Origin of the sequence: Vibrio sp. 10N.222.49.C12 (genome assembly GCF_041475025.1) — a bacterium.
In the GTDB taxonomy this organism is placed as follows: domain Bacteria; phylum Pseudomonadota; class Gammaproteobacteria; order Enterobacterales; family Vibrionaceae; genus Vibrio; species Vibrio crassostreae_C.
Genome location: NZ_JBFRVF010000115.1, coordinates 1 through 8,104 on the forward strand (window position 1 = coordinate 1; position 8,104 = coordinate 8,104).

An 8,104-nucleotide genomic window follows, 5' to 3' on the forward strand; every position below is an offset into this window, starting at 1 on the left:
GGGTTCATGGGGCGGATACGATGTACTACCCAAGTACTTACCTAGCTATTGGGTTTGCGTTGGAGAGAAAAGAGTTAGGGGAGATTTGCATCATCGCTTTCACTTTGATATCTATCCACCTTTCAGCTCACTGGCTTATGGGAAGAAAGTAAGCAGCCACCATCTATAAGTAATAACCCTGTAGTAGCTAAGTGAATTTGGCCACTACATTAGAGATTCTGCTATACCTCAAGTAATCCGCCAAATGCTAATTTATCAATGCATATAACACAGAATTGTCCAAAAACGAGTTGAACTAAGCCGCTCTTCGACTATGACGACTACCAGCGAACTCTGTTTAAAGTCCGTTAATTTTAGCAAACCTTCATAATCACTGGTTCGAATCACTGGCGCGAATCACTGAGTTGATTTTTCATATACGCCAGAAACGAAAAATGTCGCATCCATGCGACATTTCTCTTTTGGCGGCCAAACCAGTTTTGCTATATCCATTCTAGATTTCAATCTATTAGGAGATTATTCAGAATGTAATTATAAGACGCTGTTAATGTTGATTAGTTCCCTTTATGCGGCATTTTTTTTCGATTTATCTTCTAAGTCGAATGACGCAGCGATTAATTTCTTGGTGTAGTTGTTTTTCGGCGCATTGAAAATCTCTTCTGCAGACCCTTCTTCCATTACTTCGCCCTTCTGCATCACCAGTACGCGATCCGACAGTGCTTTCACTACCGAGAGATCGTGGCTGATGAACAGGAAGCCGATATTGTGCTTGGCTTGAATGTCTTTCAGCAGGTCAATCACGGTCAGTTGTACTGAGCGATCGAGTGCTGAAGTCGGTTCATCCAGCAAAATGAAAGAGGGCTCTAGAATCAGTGCGCGAGCAATCGCGATACGTTGTCTTTGCCCGCCAGAGAACTCATGTGGATAACGGTTTATTGAATTCGGCTCTAAGCGAACTTCAATCAATGCTTTGCGCGCTCTTTCTAAACGTTCTTGCTTGGATAGATGAGGTTGATGCACCGTTAAGCCTTCGGTGATGATTTCCCCAACTGTCATGCGTGGTGATAAAGAACCATAAGGATCTTGGAACACCATTTGGACATCTTTCTTGAGCTTGTGACGCTCTTTATCATTTAATAAGCTAACGTCTTGGCCTTTGTAAACAATACGTCCGGTACTTGGCAGCAAGCCGATTAATGCACGTCCAAGGGTTGATTTACCTGAACCAGATTCACCAACAATGCCTAGCGTTTCGCCTTGCTTAAGATTCAACGAAATGCCTTTTACGGCTTCGAAGTACTGGCTTTTACTCTTGATAAAGTGTGATTTCATCAAGAACTGAACTCGGATGTCGTCAGCACACAATAGTTCTGGGGCTGTCGCCTCAACAGGAACCTTAGCGCCTTTCGGAATCGAGTTAATGAGCATTCTTGTGTAATCATGTTTAGGACTATCGAACAAAGATTGAGTCATCCCTTCTTCTACGAGCTCACCTTTACACATCACTAGCACGCGGTCTGCAAAGTGTTTCACCACACCTAAGTCATGGGTGATGAACAAAATTGCCATTCCCATCTTGCCTTGGATCTCTTTGATAAGAGCAAGCACTTCAGCTTGAACCGTTACATCTAATGCAGTTGTAGGCTCGTCAGCAATCAGGATATCCGGTTCATTAATCAGCGCCATTGCGATCATGATGCGTTGCAGCTGACCACCCGAAAATTCGTGAGGGTACTTGGTGTACGACTTTTCTGGCATTGGCAAGTGCACAAGATTAAACAGCTCAATCACTCGCTGTTTGGCTTGAGACTTTGACACTTTACGATGCCACATAATAGATTCTGCCACTTGAATGCCGACGCGCAGGTATGGGTTCAAAGATGTCATCGGCTCTTGAAAGATCATGCCGATTCTGTCGCCACGAATCGACTGCATTTCACGCTCTGATTTTTCGAGAACAGACTCGCCTTCAAACTCAATTTGAGACTGCGGATCAATAATGGCGTTGTCTGGAAGTAGACGCATCAGTGCGTTGGAAGAGACAGATTTACCAGAACCTGATTCACCAACAATGGCCAAGGTTTCGCTGGATTTAAGGGTAAAGTTAACCTTTTTCACCGCATCAACGATTCCATCGTTGGTTTTGAAGCTAACGGAGAGGTTATTGACTTTAAGAAGAGCCCGGTCCGACATGATATATCCTTATCAATTTAAGACATTAGGTGAAGATTGAACTTCTGACGTTGTTTTAAGTTGCCCCAAATGGTGATGAGCACGTTGAATTTGTTCTAGTTCGAGCATCCAATGCGAACTGCGCTGAGCGCTGCAAAAAGCGATCAGGTGATTGAGCAAGCCTTCGCTCTGCTTTTCCAATAATCCAAAGGTACGTTGAATCAGCTCAGTGTTCTCCAGAGAGATAAATTGCATCAGAGCGTAAGATTGATTCAAGGTATCGAAGGCTTGTTGGTGCTGACCTAATCGGTTGAGTATCTCTGATTGAGCGACACTTGCGTCTCTCAACCCGGCAAGCAAGCAGGCAAATTGGCAAGGCTTGATATCGCTTTGGTATGCTGCATCTTGGATGTGATGAGGAAGTGAGGTTAGAACATCACCATAAAGGCGTTGTGCTTCTGGCCAGTGACCTTGTTCCATTAACTGTTCAGCTTTTAGGTAGTGCATCCAGCATCGTTCAATTTCCATATCCACATCCTCAATTTATAATATCAGAAAATGTTAATGATATTTATTATCAATTGCAAATTAAAATCATTCACATGTTAAGTTGGTGAATTAAATGACGAGCTATTCCTAAAAATGGCTTAAATTGTGTGTTATTTGTTCAGTTGAACAGCTGTGTAGCGTAAGTCACTAAATTTGTAGGAAATTACATCTACACTGATTTTATCTACACCCAAGTAATGAAGGACTAAGGAGGCGGCGATGGCGATGCAAAGACTCAATACAGAACAGCTGTATAAGGTAGCGGAACTCGATAAGTTACCATGTAAGTCGACCAAAGAACTGGCTCCAATTGACGAAATCGTCGGGCAGGAACGGGCACAAAAAGCCGTTGAGTTCGCGATGTCAATCAAGGAAAAGGGTTACAACATTTATGCGATAGGGCGAAATGGTCTGGGTAAACGCACCATGATCTTGCGCTATCTGAACCGTCACCCTCAAGAAGTGCAGGAGCTTTTTGATTGGTGTTATATCGCGAACTTTGAAGATATTCGTACACCTAAGGTACTGAAATTGCCGCGTGGCGTTGGCAGCAGCTTAAAGCAAGATATTGAAAAATTGATGCGTAAACTGCTGAAAGGTATGCCTCTAGCGTTTGATAACGAGATGTACTTTAGCCGTGCTGACAGGCTTAAAAACCAATTAGCAGCTAAGCAACAAGCCGCGTTAGAAAGCATTAGCCAAGAAGCGAAAGACAAGGGCATTAACCTGACGATCACCACTCAGGGTGATTACCAGTTTGTGGCAATGAATGGCGATGATCTTCATACCGAAGAGAGCTTTGATCTGCTTTCGCCGGAAGAGCAAGATCAATTCGATAAAACCATTGATGGATTGGAAGTCGGCCTACGAACCATCTCTCGTGAACTGACGGAACTTGAAGAGACGTACACTGAGAAAATTCAAAAGCTGAATGATGATACGGCGCGAGATGTGATCACGCACTTCATCAAGCAATTGAAGAAGGATTACAGCCAATATCCAGACATCAAAAAGTACCTAACGGCACTGCGTAAAGACATTGTCGACAACGCTGACATCTTCTTAGAAGAGAGCACGGAGCAAGCAGAAGTTGCAACGGCCTCTTTGGATAAGAAAATGCCGCGTCGCTACAAGGTTAATGTGATTGTGAGCCAAAAGGAGGAGACTCTGCCGATCGTGGTGGAAGAGAATCCAAATTATCACTCTCTGTTTGGCTATGTAGAAACGGCGACGTTCAAGGGTACTGTCTTTACTGACTTCTCATTGATTCGCGCAGGTAGCTTACACAGAGCCAACGGTGGCGTATTACTGATGGATGCGGTGAAGGTACTTGAGCAGCCGTACGTTTGGGAAGGCTTGAAACGAGCACTGCGTTCACGTCAATTGAGCTTCACTTCATTAGAAAAAGAGGTGACCTTAACGGGGGCGGTATCGCTTGATCCAGAACCGATTCCATTGGATGTTAAGATCATCCTGTTTGGCGATTACCGAACTTACCAACTGCTGCAACACTACGATGCAGAGTTTGGTGAACTGTTCCGTGTAACGGCCGATTTTGAAGATGAGATGAAGCGTACTCCCGATTCTGAAATGCATTACGCGCGCTTTATTTCGAGCATCGTGCACGACAACAACATGCTGCATTGTGACCGTAAAGCGATCGCTCGCATCATTGAGCACAGCTCTCGTCAGGCGGGTGACCAAGGTAAATTGTCTCTGCACTCTGCTCACATTGCTAATCTGCTTCGTGAATCAAACTACGTGGCGAGAGGCTCAAAATCGAACCTGATTCGTGCAACGCACGTTGACCAAGCGTTATCTAACCAACAGATGCGTGTCGGACGACTGCAAGACAGCGTGATGGAAACCTTCACTAACGGCACAACGCTAATCCATGTTGATGGTCAAGCGGTTGGGCAAGTGAATGCGCTGTCTGTACTCAGCACGACGGATCATATGTTTGGTGCGCCGAACCGAATCACGGCAACCACCGCTTACGGTGATGGTGAAGTGATTGATATTGAAAGAAACGTAGACCTAGGTGGCAGTATTCACTCAAAAGGTGTGATGATCTTGTCGGCTTACCTTTCTTCCGTATTTGGTAAGACAGCCAAAGTCCCGCTCACCACTAACATCACCTTCGAGCAATCGTATGGAGGCGTCGATGGTGACAGTGCGAGTATGGCCGAGTTCTGTGCGGTTGTATCAGCGTTCTCTAAGCAACCAAACCGTCAAGATATCGCAATTACAGGCTCGATGAACCAGTTTGGTGAGTCTCAGCCAATTGGTGGTGTGAACGAGAAAATTGAAGGTTTCTTTGATGTGTGTGAAATCAAAGGGCGTTCAAACGAACAAGGGGTGATCATCCCGCGTTCAAATGTTCACAACCTGATGCTGCGTAGCGATATTGTGAAAGCGGTTGAAAAGGGCGAGTTTAATATCTGGGCGATTGACCATGTAACAGAAGCGATTGAACTGTTCACAGGCAAAGCCGCAGGTGAGGCGAGTGATGAGGGTAGTTATCCAATTGATACTATATTTGGTATCGCCCAAGCTAAACTGAACGCACTGCGCAAATAGTTTGAATATCTAGATACACAGTTTAATAGCTAAGCTAAATAGATAAACAAACAGATAAACAGCTAAAACGCAAAAGCCATCGATTCTAGAGTCGATGGCTTTTTTGTTGGTTGAGGTTTAGTTTGCCAGTGAACTAATTGTAGTTGGTCAGCTTGTTGTATTCGGTGAAAGTCGCGTGTTAAATGGTGTTAACCGTTTCGCAAGCAGAGCTTGGTGCCATCGAACTTCAGTTTTGCCAATAAGTGTTTGGCGTTAGCTCTGCCAATATCATCAAATTCGACACCGTATCGAGCGTAGTGCGTCGATTTCTGTAAATTGCAGACGATGCCTCGCAATGGCGGAATCAGTGGGCCGTTGTAGTTCTCAGGGGTTATCTCAATAGACACGCGATCGGCAATCTGAATCGCACGAGAGGTTGGTGAGGTAACGAAACGACAACCACTTTTCGATAAATCTCGTATCTCACAGTTTGCTCGCTGGTCGTTGAAGATGATTCTTGAAGCCAGATTCACTTCATAGCGTGTTTCTTTACGTAGCTGTGTCACTTGCATCGTGCTTGGTGTAGACAGCACTAGAATAGGGAAGGGTTCACCAATCTTATGGTGAATTTGGCTTCTAAAGTGGATAAGCGCGCCTTCACCTCGTAGAGAATACGCACGAGCGGTCATCCAAAAACCTTCTTGAAAGAAAAAGTTCAGATCTTCATTGGATACCTCGGGAACCTCAACCACAATACAGTTATCACTGTGCGTTCCGATAAACCTGGTGGTGGCGAGAAACTTCGTGCCAACGGGAGTCGAGACATTTAATGTCAGCTCACTGCCGTGCTCAATCATGGCCAGTGCATCAGTGCTATTGATAGTGGAAACGGTGCGATTACGAGGGTCTTGAAGTGCCTGATTATGCTCCAAAGGCTTCTTCAGGGGTGCGTTCATTATATGTTCTCCATGCGCCAACATGCGTCTGTTAGTTATATTGGTAACTTGCTAACAAGGGGTTATTACGTGCTAGATTTAGTGGACGTACTCACATAGATTTATAGAGTGCCTTTTATCATTGCTGATTTTATATTAAGCCGATTGCACTGAATTATTTGCTGTGTTTGTAAGTACTTAGATTTATTTATATGCACTTGCGCTAGTCTATTACAAGGAACTCATACTTCAAACTTTTATTGTTTGTCGTATCAATTATTTGCAGGAGTTGAGAATGCAGGCAGTAAAATGGGATCAAGAAGTGAACCAGATCACGGTAGAGTTAGAACCCAACCAGTTCGCGGTCGTTAAGTATCAAAAGGACGGAGATGTACTACATATCACGTCGACACGCATTCCTGATGAACTGCAAGGCAAGGGCTTTGGGAAGGTGATGATGGAATCGGTATTGCCTGAAATTGAACAAGCGGGCTTCAAAATTGTGCCGGTTTGTAGCTATGTGGTTCACTACATGAATAGGCAGCCACAGTGGTCACACCTTCTATCCGATAAAGCATAACAACGAGTAATATGTCTCAATCAATATCGTCGAATAATCGAGCTCAACCTGAAGCGGGTTCAAGTCAAAATCAGCCAGAGCTTTATCAACAAGAGTTTTATCAAAATGAGCTTTATCAAAAAATAGCGACCTCGCTGGGTTGTCATGAAGGGTTTGATGTCCAAGTGATTCAACGCCTATGGGGTGGATATGGCGAGTTAGTTCGCTTAGTCTTTTCTCAAGAAAGCAGTGCGGAACTCAAGAGTGTGATTGTTAAACATGTCGCGTTGCCAGATAAAGCTGAACACCCAAAGGGTTGGAATACCAAACTCTCTCACCAACGAAAGGTACACTCTTACCAAGTGGAAACAGCTTGGTATCAGTCATTCACCCAACAATGGGATGAGCGCTGCCCTGTACCTGTTGGGCTGCAATGTGAACTAGAAGAGAATGAGTGGCTGATTGTGATGCAAGACTTAGCGGATATAGGTTTTCCGTTAACCTCTCATTTTGATGTTCTTGCTGCTTCTGACTATCAGGCACCTAGTTACACACGAGAAGAGCAAAAACAACGCGATGCTTGCCTTAAATGGCTCGCTAACTTTCACGCAAAGCATATCAATATCAATCAAGAGCAGTTGTCATCATTGTGGCAAGTCGGTACTTATTGGCATCTAGATACACGTCCTGATGAGCTCAATGCCTTGGCTGATTTACCATTGAAGAATCAAGCCAAGCACATCGACCGTTTACTCATAGAGTGTCCATATCAAACCTTAGTCCATGGCGATGCCAAGCTCGCCAATTTTTGTTTTGATTCTGAAAGCGAGCGAGCAGCTGCGGTCGATTTCCAATATGTGGGTTACGGCTGTGCGATGAAAGACGTCGCCTTGTTCATGAGCAGCGCGATTAGGCCACAAGATTGCGCAGAGCTTGAATCAGAAGTACTAGATGCTTACTTCCACTACTTGAAAGAGGCATTGGCGTACTATCAGCCACACCTTTCATTTGATGAGGTAGAAGCAGCATGGCGACCAATGTTTTACGTGGCGTGGGCCGATTTCCAACGTTTCGTAAAAGGCTGGAGCCCAGAGCATTGGAAGATTAACCCTTATACTGAGCAGTTGACCTTACGAGTGCTCACTCAATTAGACGAACAGGAGTCCGTCAATGTTCGATAGAACCGCGAGCTGGAAAACGCCGCAAAACTTTTTATTACTGATTTCGATTGTTGTACCGATCGCGTTTTCGAGCTGGATGGCTCTGCTTAATAACTTCGTGATTGAGAAAGCGAACTTTGATGGCGCCGAGGCTTTGTTTCCTAAATCAG

6 protein-coding genes are annotated in these 8,104 nt (G+C 44.6%); 3 read left to right on the forward strand and 3 right to left on the reverse strand.

Features of this window, described 5'->3' with window-relative positions; genetic code table 11:
• Window positions 1–564: 564 nt before the first annotated feature.
• On the reverse strand, window positions 565–2,193 hold the full coding sequence (locus AB4583_RS20975; protein WP_372119217.1) for an ABC transporter ATP-binding protein: 1,629 nt from the start codon (window positions 2,191–2,193) through the stop codon (window positions 565–567).
• Between the two features lie 12 nt (window positions 2,194–2,205).
• Complete coding sequence (locus tag AB4583_RS20980; RefSeq protein WP_372119220.1) at window positions 2,206–2,700, reverse strand: hypothetical protein; 495 nt, start codon at window positions 2,698–2,700, stop codon at window positions 2,206–2,208.
• Window positions 2,701–2,940: 240 nt separating this feature from the next.
• Between AB4583_RS20980 and AB4583_RS20985 the strand changes: the two genes are divergently transcribed.
• Window positions 2,941–5,301 (forward strand): Lon protease family protein, encoded by a 2,361-nt coding sequence (locus tag AB4583_RS20985; protein WP_372119223.1) that lies wholly within the window; start codon window positions 2,941–2,943, stop codon window positions 5,299–5,301.
• 188 nt (window positions 5,302–5,489) lie between these two features.
• Here AB4583_RS20985 and AB4583_RS20990 read toward each other — a convergent pair whose 3' ends face one another.
• Entirely contained in the window at window positions 5,490–6,236 is a 747-nt protein-coding gene (locus AB4583_RS20990; protein WP_017067648.1) for a flagellar brake protein, read from the reverse strand.
• 274 nt (window positions 6,237–6,510) lie between these two features.
• Between AB4583_RS20990 and AB4583_RS20995 the strand changes: the two genes are divergently transcribed.
• Both AB4583_RS20995 and AB4583_RS21000 read left to right on the forward strand, forming a co-directional pair.
• Window positions 6,511–6,795 (forward strand): GNAT family N-acetyltransferase, encoded by a 285-nt coding sequence (locus tag AB4583_RS20995; RefSeq protein ID WP_004732803.1) that lies wholly within the window; start codon window positions 6,511–6,513, stop codon window positions 6,793–6,795.
• A gap of 11 nt (window positions 6,796–6,806) precedes the next feature.
• Window positions 6,807–7,955, forward strand: coding sequence for a phosphotransferase (locus AB4583_RS21000; protein WP_372119226.1), 1,149 nt, complete (start codon window positions 6,807–6,809; stop codon window positions 7,953–7,955).
• Window positions 7,956–8,104: the final 149 nt, after the last annotated feature.